The sequence below is a fragment of the Umezawaea sp. genome (genome assembly GCF_057122925.1).
The window spans coordinates 102487-119271 of record NZ_DBNGPQ010000096.1 but is presented as its reverse complement, the minus strand read 5'-3'; the positions used below and the strand labels follow the sequence as shown (position 1 = coordinate 119271).

Below are 16785 nucleotides of genomic sequence, written 5' to 3'. Positions count from 1 at the left end.
CGTCACCCGGCAGAGGACGGCGGCGAGCCGGTTCTCGACCACGCGCGGTGACCATCCGGGTGGTCTCGGCGTTCCCCCAGCTCACCGGTCCTGGTCGCCGTTGCCGCCCCGGACGTCGGACCCACGGCCTACGATCCGCCCGTGATCCCCGAATCCCCACTGCCCGCCGAGCTGCGGGACCTGTTCGCCGACGGGGCCGGTGGCCGGACCCTGTCGGTCCCGCTGCCGTCCGGCCGTCCCGTGACGTCCGAGGAAGAGGAGGACGGCGACCGCCCCGCGTTCTGGCTCAGCGACAAGCCCGCCCCCGAGGGCCTGTGGGCCCGGTTGCGCGCCGAGCACGCCCGCTCCGGTCTGTGGCCGCTGCTGCTCGACGCGCTGGACGACGAGGACGACGACTACCGCCCGTGGGGCAACGGCGAGGTGCTGCCCGGTGACATGTCCTCCCCCGCCGACCACGACCCGGTCGCGCTCCTCACGGCCTGGTGGGCCGACCACACCGAGGCGGGCCAGGGGGACCAGCCGTCGCCGCTGACCGCGCCCTACGGCCGCGTGTGGCCCGGACTGGCCCGGCCGTCCGACACGCGGGCCGACCCGGACCTCGTCGCCGACGGCCTGGCCGAGCAGCTCCTCGCGGGCCACGGGTCGATGCGCCTCGGGCTGGTCGCGGCGGAGCGCGGCGCCGACGCGCTGGCCGTGGCGGGCTGGACCGGCCCGATGAACTACACCAACGACACCGCCGAGGTCTCGGCCGTGCTGCGGAACTGGGAGGACCGGTTCGGCGCGCGGGTGGTCGGCGTCGGCTTCGCCACCCTGCTGCTCAGCGTCGCCGCCCCGCCCAGCACGTACGTGGAGGCGCTGGCCGTGGCCGCGGAGCACTTCGCGTTCTGCCCGGACAACGTGCTCCAGGGTTCCTCCCCGCAGACCCTGGCCTCCTACGCCGAGCGCCTGGTCGGCGACCACTCGTGGGCGTTCTGGTGGGACTGACCGCCCCCTCCACCGCGGTGGACCCGGTCTGAGGACCGCGTCCGGGTCGATCCCGGTCGACCCGGACGCCGGTCACCGGTGTCACGCGGTGGCGCGCACCCCCGCGAGCACCACGTCGACGACCCTCTCCGCGGCCTCGCGGGTGAACGGGCGGGGGTCGCGGCCCACGTGCAGGTGCACGGGGCCCGCGAGCAGGTCCGACAGGAACCGCGCGTCCACCGGCGGGAGTTCCCCCAGGGCGGTGGCGCTCGCCAGCCTCGTCCGGAGCAGGTCCACGCGCCGGGTGACGACCTCGTCCACCGTGCGGCGGACGTCGGCGTTGTCGCGCGCCGCCTGGACGGCCGACAGCAGCGCCCGGCCGGTCGGGCTCACCAGACCGGCGGCCAGCGCCACCAGGAAGTCGACCAGGTCGCGGCGCAGGTCCCCGGTGTCCCGCAGCGGCGCGGTCTCCTGCGCCAGGCCCAGCACCGCCTCGCCGACCAGCGCGTCGCGGTCCGGCCAGTTCCGGTAGACGGTCATCCGGTGCACACCCGCCAGCTCCGCCACCTCCTCGTAGCGGAAGCCGGTGATGCCGTCGCGCCCGATCAGCCGCACGGTCGCGTCGAGGATCTGCGCCCGCACGCGGGCCGTGCGCCCGCCGGGCCGCTGAGCCGCCGGTTTGGGGCTGTCCGTCATCCCTCGTCCACTCCCGCTCGTCGTGCTCGATGGCCGCTCGATCCTCCCAGACCGGAGTTGGTGGTACCTTAAAGTTACAAATTGTCGCTTTAAGGATCGGTGCACATGGACGTCCTCATCTCCGGCGCGGGCATCGCCGGGCTCTCGACCGCTCTCGACCTCGCCTCGCGCGGCCACCGCGTCACCGTCGTCGAGCGCGCGGCGCACTTCCGCGTCAACGGCTCACCCATCGACATCCGCGGTGACGCGATCGGGGTGGTGGCCGAGATGGGCCTGCTGGAGGAGGTCCTGCGGCGGCGGGTCCGCACCTCGGAGCTGACCCAGTTCGTGGACGGCGACGGCGAGCCGGTGGCGCGCCTGCCGCTCCGCGAGGTCAGCGACTCCGACGACGACGTCGAGATCCCCAGGGAGGACCTGGCGCAGGTCCTCGTCGACGCCCTGCCGCCGGACGTGGAGATCCGCTTCCTCGACTCCGTCGAGGAGCTGGCCGACGACGAGACCGGGATCGACGTGCGGTTCGCGTCCGGCCACCGCGCGCGCTTCGACCTCGTGGTGGGCGCCGACGGCCAGCACTCGGCGGTCCGACGCCTCACCTTCGGACCGGAGAGCGACTTCGCCCGCCACCTCGGGCTCTACGTCGCGCTCGCCGACCTGCCGGGCGAGGCCCGTTCCGACCGGCTCAACCCGATGTACAACTCCCCCGGCCACCTCGCCGGGATCGCGCGGTACGGGAACAGGGCGCTCGGCGTCTTCATGTTCCGCTCGGACCCCGTCGACCACGACCACCGCGACCTCGACGCCCAGAAGAAGATCCTCGTGGACGCGTTCGAGGGCCACCGGGAGTGGAAGGTGCCGCAGCTCCTCGACGCCGCCCTGGCCGACCCCGAGCTCTACTTCGACTCGGTGAGCCAGATCCACGTGCCCACGTGGCACCGCGGCCGGGTCGTCCTCGTCGGCGACGCCGCCCACTGCGCCACCGGCCTGTCCGGGCGCGGCACGTCGCTCGCGCTCACCGGCGCGCTCTTCCTGGCCGAGGAGCTGGAGCGGGCGGACGGCGACCACACCGCCGCGTTCGAGCGCTACGAGGCCAGGCAGCGCCCGTACGTCGAGTTCGCGCAGAACAGCGTCGGGGACGGCGCGGCCCTCGTCGTGCCGTCCAGCTGGGAGGCCATCACCGCGCGGAACGAGCGCCTGCGGGGGCTGGAGACCGCCTGACGGCCGCTAGACCGCCAGGACCCGACCGACGATCCAGGTGATGTCGGCCGCGGTGCTCTCCGGCGTGCCGGACGGCTGCATCACGTGGCTGAGCACGGCTCGGACGACGACGTCGATCGTGGCGGCGACCTGGTGGTCGTCGAGCGGCAGGTCGAACGCCGCGAGGCGGTGCGCCAGCACGCCCTTGGCCGTGGCGAGCAGCGACCCGGCGTTGGTGGTGAGCAGGGGCAGCAGGTCGGTGTCCGCGTCGTGCGTCGCGGACACGATGGCGCGCAGCAGGACGTTGTCGCGCGCCAGTTCCAGCACCGCGCGCACGGCGCCGCGGATCGACGCCTCCAGGTCGGCGGGACTCCGGTCGAAGGCCCGCTCCACCACGGAGAGGAAGCGGCCGAGCTCGTCGTGGACCATGGCCTCGGCCAAGGCCTGCTTGGACCCGATCTCGTTGTAGACGGTCTGCCTGCTGACGCCCGCGGACTCGGCCAGGCGCGCCATCGTCACCGTCGACCAGCCGGACCGGGCCGTCTGCTCGACCGCCGCCGCGATGATGCGCCGCCGATGACCGCTCCCGGTCTCCGCCTCCGTCATGGAGATCATCGTATGGCGTGGAAGTCGCGCTTCTCCCGCACGCCGCAGTCGGGGCAGCACCACGTGTCCGGGACGGCGGACCACGGCGTGCCCGCGGGGAAGCCCTCGCGCGCGTCACCGAACCGCTCGTCGTAGACGTAGCCGCAGCCGGGGCACCGGCCGCCCCCGCCCGACCCGACGGGCGCGGGCGGCTCGGCCACCGCGACCGGCACCCGCGCGCCCGGAACCGGGTACTTCGCCAGCACGGCCTCCCGACGGCGGGGTTGCACGTTCGCGAGGCTCATGTCGCCGTCGAAGTGCCGGAGCACCCTGGGGTCCATGACCCGCCGCCACACGGGCGGCACCAGCGCCAGGAGGATCATCCCGGCGTACCCCGTCGGCAGGGCGGGCGATTCCTCGAAGTCGCGCAGCGACTGGTAGCGGCGGGTCGGGTTCGCGTGGTGGTCGCTGTGCCGCTGGAGGTGGTACAGCAGGACGTTGGTGGCGATGTTGTTGGAGTTCCAGCTGTGCCGCGGCGCCACCCGCTCGTACCGCTGCCTGCCCGGCACGCCCACCACCCGCCGGGCCATGCCGTAGTGCTCCACGTAGTTGACGACCTCCAGCAGCGAGAAGCCGACGACCGCCTGCACGACCAGGTACGGCAGGACACCGATCCCCAGCCACACCACCACCGCGCCCCACAGCGCCAACGACATCAGCCACGCGTTGAGCACGTCGTTGCCGAGGTGGAACGGGTGCCCGCCCCGACGGGCGAACCGCTTGCGCTCCAGCCGCCACGCGCTCGCGAGCGAGCCGAACACGGTGCGCGGCCAGAACCGGTAGAAGCTCTCGCCGACGCGGCCGCTGGCCGGGTCCTCCGGCGTCGCCACGCGCACGTGGTGGCCGCGGTTGTGCTCGATGTAGAAGTGGCCGTAGAAGCTCTGCGCCAGCGCGAACTTCGACAGCCACCGCTCGTGGGCCTCCTTCTTGTGGCCCAGTTCGTGCGCGGTGTTGATGCCGATCCCGCCGACGCACCCGATCGTGACGGCCAGGCCGACCTTGTCGGCGGTGGACAGGTCCCCGTGCGCGATCGTCCAGAACGCCAGCGCGAACCCGGCGTACTGGATCGGCAGGAAGAGGTAGGTGATCCAGCGGTAGTAGCGGTCGTTCTCCAGCGCCTCGATCACGTCGTCCGGCGGGTTCGAGCGGTCGAGCCCGGCCAGCAGGTCGATCGCGGGCACGACGACCAGGACCACGATCGGTCCGAGCCAGAACCACATCCCCCAGCCCGTCGACGCGTGCAGGCCCAGCGCCGCGAAGGCCAGTGACGGCACCACGAGGCCGATCAGCCACAGGTACCGCTTCCGGTCGGTCCACCCCTCGGTGGACCCGTCCGGGACCGTGCCGGTGTCGTCGCCGACGCTCGCCATGCGCTGACCTCCCGTGCCCGCCGCTTTACAGGAAGGTAGCGTTTGTCAAGTCTACTTGACAAGAGGGTCAAAAATGTAAAGCCGGGCGCACCCGCTCCGGCACGACCAGCAGCGCGGACACCTCGTGGCCAGCACGCCGCACGGCGGCCCTGGCCAGGGCGACCACGCCGAGGCCGAGCGGCACCCGCACCACGGCGGCCGGTGCCGCCACCACGACCAGCCACGCCAGGTGCCGTCCACGACGTGCGCGGTTCCCCTCACGGGCGGGCACCCCCGCCTCGCCCCCCTGTCCGATCAACGCCACCGACCGCGGGCGCGCCGCGGCCGACCGGCGCCTTGACGACGGGGGGCGGAGTTGCCACGCTCGACCCACACGGTTGTTGTTAGCGCTAACATCCCTTGCCGGTGTCAGCGCCCGTTCAACGGAGAACTGATGGCCGCTGTCGAACCCCGCACGTCAGCCCGCCCGACCTCCCCGCGATCCCGACTCCTGCGCCTCGGCGTGGCCGCCTCCCTGCTGGCGGCCACCTGCACGGCCACGGCCGGCACGGCCGCCGCGGCGACCGTCACCGTCAAGCCCGACCCGAGCTACCAGCAGCAGCCGTTCCAGGGCTGGGGCACCAGCCTGGTGTGGTTCGCGAACGCCACGGGCGGCTACCCCGACGTCGTCCGCGAGCGGCTCGCCGACCTGCTGTTCGGCGCGGACGGCCTGAACCTCAACATCGCCCGGTACAACATCGGCGGCGGCAACGCCCCCGACGTGCCGCCCTACCTGCGCGCGGGCGGTGCGGTGCCCGGCTGGTGGAAGGCACCGCCGGGCACGACCCGCACCGACACCGACTGGTGGCGGCCCGGCGACCCCGCGCTGTTCGACCGGGCGGCGGACCCCCACCAGCGCTGGTGGATCGACCGGATCAAGTCACGGGTCGACCGCTGGGAGGCGTTCAGCAACTCGCCGCCGTGGTTCCAGACCGTGAGCGGCTACGTCTCCGGTGGCTTCGACGCCAACGCCGACCAGCTCCGCCGCGACCGGATCCCCGACTTCGCCTCCTACCTCACGCAGGCGGTCGACGAGCTGGAACGGGCGCACGGCATCCGGTTCGCCACGCTGGACCCGTTCAACGAGCCCAACACGAACTACTGGCGCACCACCCTCGGCGCGAACGGCAACCCGACGGGCGGCAGGCAGGAGGGCGCGCACCTGGGCCCCGCGCTCCAGGCCGAGGTGATCCCCGCCGTGGCCTCGGCGCTCGCGCGGTCGGCCACCGACGCCGTGGTCTCCGCTCCCGACGAGACCAACCCCGGCACCTTCGCCACCGACTGGAACGGCTACTCGCGGGCGGTGCGCGACCAGGTCGGGCAGCTCAACGTGCACACCTACGGCACCGCCCGCCGCACGTCGGCGCGCGACATCGCCAAGGGCGCGGCGAAACCGCTGTGGATGAGCGAGGTCGACGGCTCGTGGGGCGACGGCCAGAGCTTCACCAGCATGGACCCCGGTCTGGGGATCGCCGAGCGCGTGATCGACGACCTGCGCGAACTCGAACCGGTGTCGTGGCTGCTGTGGCAGGCGGTGGAGGACTACGACAACATGAAGCCGGGTGGCGAGTCCCCCGCCGGGATGAACTGGGGCGTCGTCCAGGTCCCGTTCAACTGCGGCCCGAACGCCACCCTCGCCAACTGTCCGGTGAGGACGAACACGAAGTTCCACACCCTGCGCAACTTCACCCACCACATCCGCCCCGGTGACCGGCTGGTCGGTGTGGGCACGACGACCGACGTCGCCGCCGTGCGCGGGACGAACGACGCCCTGAAGTCCGTGGTGCACCTCAACAGGTCCACCGAGGCGCAGCAGGTCGTGCTGGACCTGTCGGCGTTCTCCACCGTCGCCGCGGGCGCCACCGTCCGCCCCGTGGTGAGCGACGCGTCCGGCGGGCTCGTCCCCGGCACGGCCGTGCCGGTGCGCGACCGCGCGGCGACCCTCACGGTGCCCGCCCGGTCGGTGACCACGTTCGTCGTCGACGGCGTCTCGGGCGTCGCGTCCAGCGGCCTGACCGGCAGGGACCACCGGCTCACCGGCGTGCAGAGCGGGAAGTCGCTGGCGCCCAGCGGAACCGCGCTGGTGCAGCGCGACACGAACACCGCGGCGGCCGACCAGCGGTGGCGGGTCGAGCGCCGCACCACCGGCTACGCCGGCCGGGCCCAGTTCGCGATCACCAACGTCGGCACCGGCCAGCGCCTCGCCGCGACCGGGTCCGGCGTCGGGCTGACCACGCCGACGGCGGACGGCCCGACCGCGCGGTGGATGCTGTCCACCACCGGCGACGGCACGTGGACGGTCGTCAACGCCGGCACGGGAACCCTGCTGGACGTCACGGGCGAATCCCGTGCCAACGGGGCGCCGATCGGGCTGTACCAGCCGACGTCCGGCGACAACCAGCGGTGGACGGCGGTCGCCGTGGGCTGAGCGCGAGGCGTGAACCGGGGTCCGGTGCGGGAACGGACGATCCGCACCGGACCCCGGAAACCCGTGCCGCGACGGCTTTCGCGGGCAACGCGGGAAGGTCCGCGCCACCGCGGGTGGGCCCGCGCTGGCCGACGACCTCGCCGGTGGCGGTGGTCGACGCGTTCAGCGAGGACATCAGTCCCAGCGGTCGCCGCTGCTCCGGCTCCAGCACGGCCGCGACCTGCGGACCAGCGACGGGTCACCGTCGGGTGAGGATCCGTTCGACGGCGACCCGTCCCAGGAACAGCAGGTTGCCCAGCACGTACCGGCGCGGCTCCAGCAGCAGCCGAGTCGTACCAGCCCGCCGGCGGAAACCGGTCCTGCGCACCGGTCGAGCCGGGGACGGCCTGCTGCGCCACGCCCGAGGGGAAGGACTGGCGGGCGTCCGCCTGTGCGTCACCCACCGGAACCCGAGCAGGTCGGCGTCATCCCGCCGCCGGTCCCCGTCCCCTGGTAGCCGAACTCGGTCGACTGGCCGGGGGCGATCGAGCCGTTGAACGCGAGGTTGGTGAACCGGACCTCGCCGGAGTCGGCGCTCCTGGCGGCGTTCCAGACGCTGGTGATGGCCGCGCCGGACGGCAGGGTCATCGCCACGGTCCAGCCGTTCACCCCGGCCGAGCCCGCGGTGACCTTCACCGTGGCGACGAACCCACCGGTCCACTGGTTCACCGACACCGACGACGTGCACCCACCCGCGACCGGCGGGGTGGTGGTGGTGGTCGTCGTGGTGGTGGTGGTGGTGGTGGTCGTGGTCGGGCCGTCGGAGAGCGTGGGGGTCGTCCAGTCACGCCACTGCGCCAGGTTGCCCGCCGCCCTGCTGGAGATCCGCATCGCGCCGGGCGCGCTGCCGGTCCTCAGCAGGTGCTTCTGGATGTTCTGCTGGAGCGGTGTCCGCCACTCGGCCCGGTTCGCGCAGTGGTTGCCGTCCTGCACGTCCGACCAGTAGGTGATGTTGTCCCCAGCGCCCAGCGCCCTGTACACCTCGGCACCGCCGAGCGCGGCCACGCTCGCGGACCTCGGGCCCAGGTTGGCGATGTGCGGGTTGTCCATGATGAACAGCCCGCGCGGCGCGACCATCGCGACCATCTCGTGCGTGTCCACCGGCAGGGCGTTCGGGTTGCCGGTGAAGGAGCCGAACGCGTCACCGAACCACGGCTGCTCGCCGTAGGCGCTGCTGAGGCTCTGCGCGCCCTCTCCGGGGACGCCGCGGAGGATCGGCACCCCCGCGGTGCCGGACTCGATCGGCATGGTCAGGGCGATGCGCTGGTCGAACACGCCGACCGTGAAGGCGCCCTTGCCGAAGCGGGAGCAGCCGGTGACGCCGACCGCGTCCGCCCGGAGGACGTTGCCGCCCGACTGCTCGATGACGTCGACCAGCCTGCTCACGCCCCAGGCCCACGCGGCCAGCAGTCCGGTGCTGCTCGACGAGCCGTAGATGCTGTAGAACGCGCCCTGCTTGTTGGAGCGCGGCGTTCCCTCCTTGCCCACCGCGTACGGGTCGTAGTTGATGACGGCCGCTCCGGCGGCCTTGATGGTGGCGGTGTCCGCGCCGAACCCGCCCAGCACGACGACGGCGGGGAACGGGCCGGTGCCGCTGGGCAGCTCGACGCGCGCGGAGAAGCTGGAACTCCTGCCGTTGTGCGACGCGGTGACCGTGATGCCGCTGCTGGAGACCGTTCCCGTCACACTGGCCGGTTTCGGGGGTTTCTCGCCGTAGACGGCCCTCTCCGCCAGCTTCTTGATCTCGGCCCGCCTGCACCGCCAGTCGGACTTGCTGGAGACGCGCGTGCCGTTCAGCTTCGTGAACGGGTCGGGCAGCTTGGCGTTGGAGGGTGTCGAACCGGGGAGGGTCACGGGGCAGTCCGCGCCCTCGTCCTCGACCGCGGCGGCGGCCACGACGTCGCCGGGCACCTCCGCGGTCGTCTTCGCGATCACCGTCGCCGATCCCGCGACCGCGAGCGCGGCCACCGCCAGGACGACGACCGCCGACCGGATGCCGACGCGACCTTGACTGGAACTCACCTGGGCTCTCCTTCCGAGTGGGGTGGTGATGGGGTCGGCAGGATCGACGCTCGCAGGTGTCGACGAGCTAAAGTTTCGAGCTAATTAACGAAACATGTCAATGCGCTGCCGGGGCCGTTTCCCCGTGGCGGTCTCACTTGGCGCTCACCCCGCGTAGCAGCCTTCGAGGCGCACCTTGCCCGCTCCCCCACCTCGGTCCCACTGTCAGGGCAGTCGTACAGGTCGATCGCCCTACCCGGGGAGCGCACGTGGGTTCTCCGGCAGCGCAGCGCGGTGTCGAGGTGCGGCGGCGGCTGCTGGACGCGGCGGTCGCGCTCATCCCGGAGCGCGGGTGGACCGCGGTGAGCACGCGGGTCCTGGCGGAGCGCGCCGGGGTGACGCCGAGCGTCGTGCACTACCACTGCCCGACGCTGCGGGCGCTGCTGAACGAGGCGGCGATCGGGCACGTCCGGCGGGTGACGGGCGAGGTGGAGGCGTTCATGGACGCCGCGCGGACCCCCGAGGCGGCGGTCGAGGCGATGATCGGGTCGGTCGCGCGGTACACCGGGTCCGACTCGACGTCCACGCTGTTCCTGGAGGCCTACCTCGCGGCGACGCGCGACGAGGACCTGCGCGAGGGGCTGGGCCGGGCGCTCGACGAGTTCCGCGGCCGGTTCGGGGCCCGGCTGGGCGAGCACGGCGTGCCGAGCCGGAGCGGACGGCCGCCGTGCTGGTCGCCGCGGTCGACGGGCTGCTGCTGCACCGCGGCCTCGGGTCCGCACCGGACCCGGTCGCCGTCCTGCGCAGGCTCGTCGACCGGGGAGGGCGGCCGTGAGGGTCGTCGTCCGCGGGGCGGGGATCGCCGGGTTGACCCTGGCGAACCTGGTGTCCTCCGCGGGCCACGAGGTCGTGCTGCTGGAGCGCTCACCCGGACCCCGCCCCCAGGGGTACATGATCGATTTCTTCGGGCCCGGCCACGACGCCCTCGACGCGATGGGGTTGCCGCCCGCCGCCGAGGGGATCGCCCACCACGTCGAGGAGGTCGCCCTCGTCGACGAGCGCGGACGGCGCACCGCGGGCGCTCGGACGCCCGACTTCGCGGACGGCGCGCTGCTGCACCTCCTCCGACCGGACCTGGAGGGCGTGCTGCGCCACCACCTCCCGCCCGCCGTCGACCTGCGGTACGGCACCGGTCCGGTCGCGGTGACCGGCCGGGGCGACGGGGCCGGGGTCGCGCTCACCGACGGGACCACCCTGGACGCCGACCTGCTCGTCGGCGCCGACGGCGTCCACTCGGCGGTCCGGCGGCTGGTCTTCGGCGACGAGCGGGAGTTCCTGCGCCCGCCGGGTTTCCACACCGCCGCCTTCATCGTCGACGCGCCCCGGCTCCGCGCCGCCGTCGGGAACCGCTTCACCCTCACCGACACCGCCGACGCGCAGATGGGGTTCTCCGCGCTGCGCGACGGTCGGGTCGCGGCGTTCGCCGTGCACCGCACCTCCGGCACGACCACCCCCGACGACGTCCGGGAGGCGGTGCGGAGCGCCTACGGCGGTCTGGGCTGGGTCGTGCCCGAGGCGCTCGCCCTCTGCCCGCCGTCCGCCGAGGTCTACTACGACGTGGTCGCCCGGGTGTGCCTGCCGGAGTGGAGCCGGGGCCGGGTCGTGCTGGTCGGGGACGCGGCCCGCGCCGTGTCGCTGCTGGCGGGCCAGGGCGCGTCGCTCGGCGTGGCGGGCGCCTACGTCCTCGCCGACCGGCTCGCCCGCGGCCAGGTCGACGACGCGCTGACCGCCTACGAGCGCCTGTGGCGTCCCGTCGTGGAGGAACGGCAGCGGGCGGGCCGCGGGGGCGCCCGCTGGTTCCTGCCTGCGTCGGCGTTCCAGCTCCGGGTCCGCCGCGCCGCGCTGCGCCTGTCCCGCCTGCCCGCGGTCGGCCGCCGGGTGGCGGGCGCGCTCGCGGGCGGCTCGACCGACCTCGTCACCGCCCTGCGCCGGGACGCCGTCGATCCGGCTTAGCCGCGGCTGCGCCGTTCGTCCGAACACCGCGGCCCTGCATCGGTTCCGTGACCTCGAACGTGCATCCAGCGCGGGTGGTGGCCGCTCTCGCTCGTGTACGGACGTTCCGTCCTCCGGGACGGCACCTCGAACTCCGGACCACGGGGTGCGCGCGGACGGGGTCGTCGGCGGCGGGACGACCCGCGACCTCGACCGCGCGCCCCGCAGGACCAGGTGGGTGGCCGTGACGTGACCGGCCGCCCACCCGCAGGCACAGCAGCGTCCACCGCGACACGCACCGTCGCGCCACCACGGGTGGGCGACGGCCAGAAGGGAAGCACACGATGACGATCCGCTCGCCGCGGCGACCGGCCACCAGGGCCGACCACCCCGACCTGCCCGCCTGGCCGCAGTGGTCGCTGGACAAGCACGGCGGCCGGATGCTCCACCCCGTCGAAGCGACGAGGAGGCCGGACGGGTCGATCACCCGCTCCACCGCCTACCGGGCGGCCGTCATGCTCATGCCGCACGGCGTGCTCGCCGACGCGGCGGCGTGCGTCGAGGTCGACACCGAGCTGGACCGCGTCGGCATGAGCCTGAAGCGCGACCCGGAGAGCGCGTGGCCGTCCGCGCGGCTGCCCGCCGAGCTGGAGGAGCTGGACGCCGCGAGACGCGACCGGGTGCCGATACCGGTGGTCCTCTTCCCGCGGGGGACGACCACCGGGGTGGTCGACGCGTGGACCGCCGTGCAGCAGGTCCGGCTGGGGGTCGCGCAGGGCCGCATCAGCACGATGCGGTCGGCGATGGGCGCGATCTCGCTGGAGCACCTGCTCGTCGGCGCCCCCTTCGGCGGCGTGCCCACGTGGAGCCCGCACGACGTGCGCTCCGGGGGTGAGGACGGCGGCTCGGACGATCCCTACCGGCTGCTGCCCGTGGCGTTCACCGCGGGCCCGCCGCCCCGGCGGCCGTGCGGGCGGGACGAGCGCCGCGTGGTCGTCGCCGTGCCGGACTCCGGCATCAACACCCACCCGTGGTTCGGGCTGCGGGACATGGGCGACCCGCTGCCCGCGGACGGGTTCCTCCAGGCCTACGAGGCGAGCGCGGAGGTGTTGCGGGAGCAGGCGGAGCGCCTGGACGGCCTCACGCCGACGCAGGTCCTGACGAGCGTGTGGGAGGACGTCCCGCACACCGACGAGCTGTCCCAGCGGATCGGCGGGGCCACCGGGCACTTCACGTTCATCGCGGGCCGGATCCGGCAGAACGCGCCGGACGCCGACGTGCTCGCGCTGCGCGTCCTGCACCCCGACAACGTCTGCTACGAGGCCGATCTGCTGGTGGCGCTGTGGCTGCTCGTCGCGAGGACCAGGCGGGGCGACCAGGTGGACGTCGTGTCGCTGTCCATCGGCGGGTACGTCGAGGACGACTCCGCCGCCGCCCGGAACCTGCGCGAGGTGGTCACCGAGCTGACCGACCTCGGCGTGGTGGTCGTCGCGGCGGCGGGCAACGACGCCACGACCCGCCGCTTCTACCCGGCCGCGCTGGCGACGGAGAACCCGATGGTGCTCGGCGTCGGCGCGCTCAACCCCGACGACACCGAGGCGTGGTTCAGCAACGCGGGCGCGTACGTCACCGTCGAGGCCACCGGCGGCAACGTCGTGAGCACGTTCCCGACGAGCGTGCGCGGCTCGCGCGGTCCCCGGTTGCAGAGCGGTTCCGGCGCGCGGCGGACCGCCGACCCGGACAGCTTCGCGGGCGGGTTCGCCGTCGGGTCCGGCACGTCCTACGCGGCTCCCGAGGTCGCCGCCGCGGTGGCCGTGGAGCTGACCGGTGGCGCGGTCGGCATCCCGGTCCCGGACACCGGGTCCAGGGTCGAGCGCGCGTTCGACGCGGTGAAGCGGCTCCTGGCATGAGCCCCGGTCACCGACGGCTGGACGACGAGCAGTTGGGCGCGCTGCTGGAGAAGACCCGGTCGGGCGACCGGTCGAGCCTCGACGCGGTGGTGCGCGACCTGACGCCGCTGCTGTGGCACGTCGCCAGGTCGCAGGGCCTCGACTCGGAGACGAGCGCGGACGTCGTGCAGACGACCTGGTTGAAGCTGCTGCGCGCGCTGGACGCCATCCGCGCACCCGGTGCGCTGGTCAGCTGGCTGGTCACGACGACGAAGCGGGAGGCGTGGCGGGTCGCCAAGGCCCAGCGGGTGGAGCGGCCGGTCGGGGACGACGCGTTCTTCGACGAGCCGGACGTGGCGCCCGGCCCCGAGGAGCGGGTCGTCGCCTCGACGCGCGACCGGGAGCTGTGGGAGGCGGTGGAGCGGCTGCCGCAGCGGTGCAGGCAGCTGCTGCGCATCGTCGCCTACCTGCACCGGCCCGACTACGGCGTGGTGTCCGCGGCGCTGGGGATGCCCCGCGGATCGATCGGCCCGCAGCGCGGCCGGTGCCTCGACCGGCTGCGCGCCCTGCTCTCGACGAAGGAGCGTGACCGGTGAGCACCGACGACGACCTGCTCGTCCGGCTGCGGGACATGTGGGACGAGTGCGACCCCCCGCCCGCCGTCCTGGCCGACCTGGCGTGCTTCGCCCTCGACCACGCGACCGCCGACGACGAGGTCCTCGACGTGGTGCGCGGACCCCGGCTCGCGGCGGTGCGCGGCGACGAGCGCTCGCAGCTGATCACGTTCGACAGCGCGAGCCTGACGATCATGGTCAACGTGACCGCGCACGCCGACGGCTCGGTGCGGCTCGACGGGTGGATCACCCCGCCTGCCGCGTACCCCGTGGAGCTGCGCTTGCCGACGGCCACGCGGTCCACGTCGTGCGACGGCAACGGGCGGTTCGCGTTCACCGGCGTGGTCCCGGCGCTGGCGCAGTTCTCGGTGCGGGCCAACGGGACGGTCACCACGCCTGCGATCGCGTTGTGACGGCCGCCCAGCGGCGGGCGCGGGACCTGCACGTCCGCGGCCGGGCGGCGGTGGACGCGGGCCGGTCCGCGCGGGGCCTGCGCCTGTTCCGGTCGGCGCTGGCCCTGCTCGGCACGGCGTCGCCGGAGGACGGGGCCGCCGCCGCGCGGGTGCGGATCAGCATGGCCGCGGCCGAGGTCCACCTCGGCCGCACGGCCGCGGGCTTCGCCCTGCTCGACGAGGCCGAGCGCACCGTCGCCCCGGAGGACCGCGGCACGCTGCTGCTGCAACGGGGTCTGCTGTGCATCCTCACCGGTCGGGTCGAGGAGGCGCTGCGGCACCTGAACGAGGGCATCCCGCTGCACAGCGGCACGGACGACCACCACGACCTCGCGGCGGCCCTGCTCAACCGGGCCATGGTGCACGGCCTCGCGGGCCGACCGCGGATCGCCAAGGCCGACCTGGAGAGGTGCGAGGAGATCTCGCGCGCCGCCGACCTGCCGCTGATGGTCGCCAAGGCCCAGCTCAACCGCGGCTACTGCGAGATGCTGATGGGCGACATCCCGGCGGCGCTGAACGCGTTCGACCTGGCGAAGCCGGGGTTCGCCCTGCACGCCGAGGGCCTGCTGCCGGTGCTGGCCGTCGACCGGGCCCGAACGCTCATGCAGGCCGGGCTGGCCGACGAGGCCGCGGCGGAGCTGGACGAGGCGATCCGGCTGCTCGGGCGTTCCGGGCCGACCTACGAGCGCGGGGAGGCTGCGCTCACGCGGGCGAGCGCCGCCGTGATGCAGGGCGACGCGCGCGAGGCGCGGCTGTGGGCGCGCCGGGCGGAGCGGCTGTTCCTGCGCCGGGGCGACCGGAGCTGGGCCGCGGTCGCGGTGCTGACCCGGCTGCGCGCCGACTTCCAGGCCGGGCGCGGGCTGGCCGCCATCGCCGCGGAGGCCGTGGACGTGGCGGCGACGCTGCACCGCCTCGGGCTGCCCAACGACGGTGAGGCGGCCACGCTCCTGGCCGCGCGGGCGCTCGTGCGGCTCGGCAGGAACGGCGAGGCGCTGGCCCAGCTGTCGAAGCGCCGCAGCCCGTCCCCGGTGCTGGAGACGGTGCTGCTGCGCAGGCTGGCGGCTGCCGAGTGGTACGCCGCGACCGGTGACTCCACGCGGGCGTTCCGCCAGGCCGGGGCGGGGCTGCGCGTGCTGCACGGCAGGCGCGGCCGGTTCGGCAGCATCGACCTGCGCACCGGGACGGCCGCGATGGGCGTGGACCTGGCCGCCGTCGGCCTCGCCACCGCCCTGCGGCGCGGCAGGGCGTCCACGGTGTTCGCGTGGGCGGAGCGCTCCCGCGCGCAGGCGTTCCTGATGTCCCCCGCGCGCCCGCCCACCGACACCGAGACCTCCGACGCGGTCGCGGAGCTGCGCAGGCTGGCGACGGTCGTGCGCGCCGCGGAGCTGGCGGGGTGTCCCGATCCCGACGTGGCGCGGCGGTGCGCCGAGTTGGAGCACACGATCCGCGCCCGCGGCTGGCGGGCACCGGGCGACGGCGAGCAGGACAGCCCGAACTCGCTGCACGAGGTCGCCGCCGAGCTCGGCGACGCCGTCCTGGTGGACTTCCTGCCGTTCGAGGGCCGCCTGCTCGGCCTGGTGGTCGTCGACGGCACCAGCAGGATGGTGTCGTTCGGCGACCTGGCGGCCGTCGCGGAGACCGCCGCCCGCCTGCGCTCGGACCTCGACGCCCTGTGCGGCCGCAGGCACCAGGCCCCGCTCGTCGAGGTGGTCGAGCTGTCGCTGCGGCACCACTTGGCCTCGCTCCAGGAGCAGCTGCTCACGCCGGTCGGGGCGCTGCTGGGCGACCGCGACCTGGTGGTCGTGCCCACCGGCCCGCTGTCCGGCGTGCCGTGGGGCCTGCTGGACGGGCTGCGCGGCCGTCCCGTGACCGTGACGCCGTCGGCGTCGGTGTGGCTGCGCGGCAGGCGCCCGACGGGCCGGGCCACCACCTCCGAGCCGCTGCTGGTGGCGGGTCCCGGCCCTGGGCACGCGCCGGGCGAGGTCGGCAAGATCGCCGAGGTGGTGCCGGGCAGCACCGTCCTCACCGGCGGGGCGGCCTCCGTGGGCGCCACCCTGGCGGCCATGGAGGACCGCCGGATGGTGCACTTCGCCGCCCACGGCCACCACGAGCCGGGCAACATCCTGTTCTCCCGCCTCGACCTCGCCGACGGCCCGCTCATGGCCCACGACATCGGCACCCTCCCGGCCGCGCCGGAGCACGTCGTGCTGTCCTCCTGCGACACCGGCCGGTCCGTGGTGCGCGCGGGCGACGAGATGCTGGGCTTCGCCGCCGCCTTCCTCTACGGGGGCGCGAGGACGGTGGTGGCGGGCGTCGCGCGCGTCCCGGACGACGCGGTGGTGGACGTGATGACCACCTACCACGACCTGGTGCACCGCGGCACGGCACCGGCACGGGCGCTCGCCGAGGCCTCGCGGGCGACACCGCTGATGCCACTGGTGTGCTTCGGCTCCGGCTGACCCC

Annotated in this window: 14 protein-coding genes and 1 pseudogene; 9 read left to right on the top strand and 6 right to left on the bottom strand. The window is 74.3% G+C overall.

Annotated features, from left to right (window positions below):
- Nucleotides 1-141: 141 nt before the first annotated feature.
- Complete coding sequence (locus tag AC156L_RS22360; protein WP_330874920.1) at nucleotides 142-984, top strand: DUF4253 domain-containing protein; 843 nt, start codon at nucleotides 142-144, stop codon at nucleotides 982-984.
- Nucleotides 985-1065: 81 nt separating this feature from the next.
- Here the strand turns inward: AC156L_RS22360 and AC156L_RS22355 are convergent, their stop codons facing one another.
- Nucleotides 1066-1659: a TetR/AcrR family transcriptional regulator gene (locus AC156L_RS22355; RefSeq protein ID WP_330874919.1), complete on the bottom strand. Its 594-nt coding sequence runs from the start codon at nucleotides 1657-1659 to the stop codon at nucleotides 1066-1068.
- Nucleotides 1660-1764: 105 nt separating this feature from the next.
- Between AC156L_RS22355 and AC156L_RS22350 the strand changes: the two genes are divergently transcribed.
- Nucleotides 1765-2874 carry an FAD-dependent oxidoreductase gene (locus AC156L_RS22350; protein ID WP_330874918.1) on the top strand — a complete coding sequence of 370 codons (1110 nt, stop codon included), beginning with the start codon at nucleotides 1765-1767 and terminating at the stop codon, nucleotides 2872-2874.
- Between the two features lie 6 nt (nucleotides 2875-2880).
- On the opposite strand, the gene AC156L_RS22345 is transcribed toward AC156L_RS22350, so the two are convergent.
- The 3 genes from AC156L_RS22345 to AC156L_RS22335 all read right to left on the bottom strand — a co-directional run bounded on the left by AC156L_RS22345 (nucleotide 2881) and on the right by AC156L_RS22335 (nucleotide 5139).
- Nucleotides 2881-3468: a TetR/AcrR family transcriptional regulator gene (locus tag AC156L_RS22345; protein ID WP_330874917.1), complete on the bottom strand. Its 588-nt coding sequence runs from the start codon at nucleotides 3466-3468 to the stop codon at nucleotides 2881-2883.
- Complete coding sequence (locus AC156L_RS22340; RefSeq protein ID WP_330874916.1) at nucleotides 3465-4868, bottom strand: fatty acid desaturase; 1404 nt, start codon at nucleotides 4866-4868, stop codon at nucleotides 3465-3467. The genes AC156L_RS22345 and AC156L_RS22340 overlap by 4 nt, the downstream gene beginning before the upstream one ends.
- Before the next feature lie 67 nt (nucleotides 4869-4935).
- Complete coding sequence (locus AC156L_RS22335; RefSeq protein WP_330874915.1) at nucleotides 4936-5139, bottom strand: hypothetical protein; 204 nt, start codon at nucleotides 5137-5139, stop codon at nucleotides 4936-4938.
- A 162-nt stretch (nucleotides 5140-5301) separates the two neighbouring features.
- On the opposite strand from AC156L_RS22335, the gene AC156L_RS22330 reads away from it, so the two are divergent.
- Nucleotides 5302-7335: an RICIN domain-containing protein gene (locus tag AC156L_RS22330; RefSeq protein ID WP_484407230.1), complete on the top strand. Its 2034-nt coding sequence runs from the start codon at nucleotides 5302-5304 to the stop codon at nucleotides 7333-7335.
- A gap of 238 nt (nucleotides 7336-7573) precedes the next feature.
- Here AC156L_RS22330 and AC156L_RS22325 read toward each other — a convergent pair whose 3' ends face one another.
- Nucleotides 7574-7702, bottom strand: a complete 129-nt coding sequence (locus AC156L_RS22325; RefSeq protein ID WP_330874913.1) for a hypothetical protein — start codon at nucleotides 7700-7702, stop codon at nucleotides 7574-7576.
- Between the two features lie 68 nt (nucleotides 7703-7770).
- On the bottom strand, nucleotides 7771-9396 hold the full coding sequence (locus AC156L_RS22320; protein WP_484407228.1) for a glucuronyl esterase domain-containing protein: 1626 nt from the start codon (nucleotides 9394-9396) through the stop codon (nucleotides 7771-7773).
- A 281-nt stretch (nucleotides 9397-9677) separates the two neighbouring features.
- Here AC156L_RS22320 and AC156L_RS22315 point away from each other — a divergent pair.
- From AC156L_RS22315 to AC156L_RS22290, 6 genes and pseudogenes are all read left to right on the top strand, one after another.
- Nucleotides 9678-10210: pseudogene (locus tag AC156L_RS22315) on the top strand (TetR/AcrR family transcriptional regulator).
- Complete coding sequence (locus tag AC156L_RS22310; protein WP_484407227.1) at nucleotides 10207-11388, top strand: FAD-dependent monooxygenase; 1182 nt, start codon at nucleotides 10207-10209, stop codon at nucleotides 11386-11388. Before AC156L_RS22315 ends, AC156L_RS22310 begins: the two are co-directional and overlap by 4 nt.
- Nucleotides 11389-11711: 323 nt before the next feature.
- Nucleotides 11712-13277 carry a S8 family serine peptidase gene (locus AC156L_RS22305; RefSeq protein WP_330874911.1) on the top strand — a complete coding sequence of 522 codons (1566 nt, stop codon included), beginning with the start codon at nucleotides 11712-11714 and terminating at the stop codon, nucleotides 13275-13277.
- Nucleotides 13274-13852 (top strand): RNA polymerase sigma factor, encoded by a 579-nt coding sequence (locus AC156L_RS22300; RefSeq protein WP_330874910.1) that lies wholly within the window; start codon nucleotides 13274-13276, stop codon nucleotides 13850-13852. Before AC156L_RS22305 ends, AC156L_RS22300 begins: the two co-directional genes overlap by 4 nt.
- On the top strand, nucleotides 13849-14283 hold the full coding sequence (locus AC156L_RS22295; RefSeq protein ID WP_330874909.1) for a hypothetical protein: 435 nt from the start codon (nucleotides 13849-13851) through the stop codon (nucleotides 14281-14283). The genes AC156L_RS22300 and AC156L_RS22295 overlap by 4 nt, the downstream gene beginning before the upstream one ends.
- Nucleotides 14280-16781 carry a CHAT domain-containing protein gene (locus tag AC156L_RS22290; RefSeq protein ID WP_330874908.1) on the top strand — a complete coding sequence of 834 codons (2502 nt, stop codon included), beginning with the start codon at nucleotides 14280-14282 and terminating at the stop codon, nucleotides 16779-16781. The genes AC156L_RS22295 and AC156L_RS22290 overlap by 4 nt, the downstream gene beginning before the upstream one ends.
- Nucleotides 16782-16785 lie beyond the last annotated feature (4 nt).